The sequence below is a fragment of the Ectobacillus antri genome, assembly GCF_003852715.1.
Classification (GTDB): domain Bacteria; phylum Bacillota; class Bacilli; order Bacillales; family Bacillaceae_G; genus Ectobacillus; species Ectobacillus antri.
Genome location: NZ_RIAV01000072.1, coordinates 1 through 581, shown reverse-complemented (window position 1 = coordinate 581; position 581 = coordinate 1). Strand labels below are relative to the sequence as shown.

The 581-nt window shown below is 38.0% G+C and carries 1 protein-coding gene; it reads right to left on the bottom strand.

Translation table 11 applies throughout. The features are described from left to right. A partial coding sequence (locus EEJ45_RS18210; RefSeq protein ID WP_164464356.1) for a transposase occupies positions 1-581 on the bottom strand: 581 nt, incomplete at both ends.

The window sequence follows — 581 nt, the reverse complement described above, 5'->3', positions numbered from 1 at the left end:
GGAAAGTAATCTTTAATCATATAAATTGCTTTGTATTCACTCAGCTCTTGCTTCTTCTTTTTGAGTAGAAGCTGTCGCATTTGAAACATCGTAGAAGAACAGATGAGAATGCCAATGAGTTGACCATATAAATGGCATTCCAGACGCTCTTTTTTGATGTTCTTACACGCATCAATTTCAAAGAACGACTTCCATGTTTTAAACAAAATTTCTATTTGCCAACGCATGGAATACAAGGGATGCACGTAGTTTGTCGACACTTCTTCTGGCGATGTGTTTGTGATATATACATTCATGCCCATCAAGCGCTTGCTTTTCTCTTTCATGACAATACCTTTTTTCTTCTCACGTATGGCTTGATTTTTTAAACGTGTTTGCGTTTGATCATGGGTTAAACGATGAATGATGACACGCGTTGGAAGCTTTTGATTTTGCCCAATGTACGCCTCAGGGATTTCAATCGTTTCACCCGGTAGTAGATCAGACATCATTTGGTCCATATCAAGCTGTATATATTTCGTATGCTTCTTCGGTGTGCCATTTTTGAAGTATTCTGGTTCGGGATTTTTGATATAAATGCG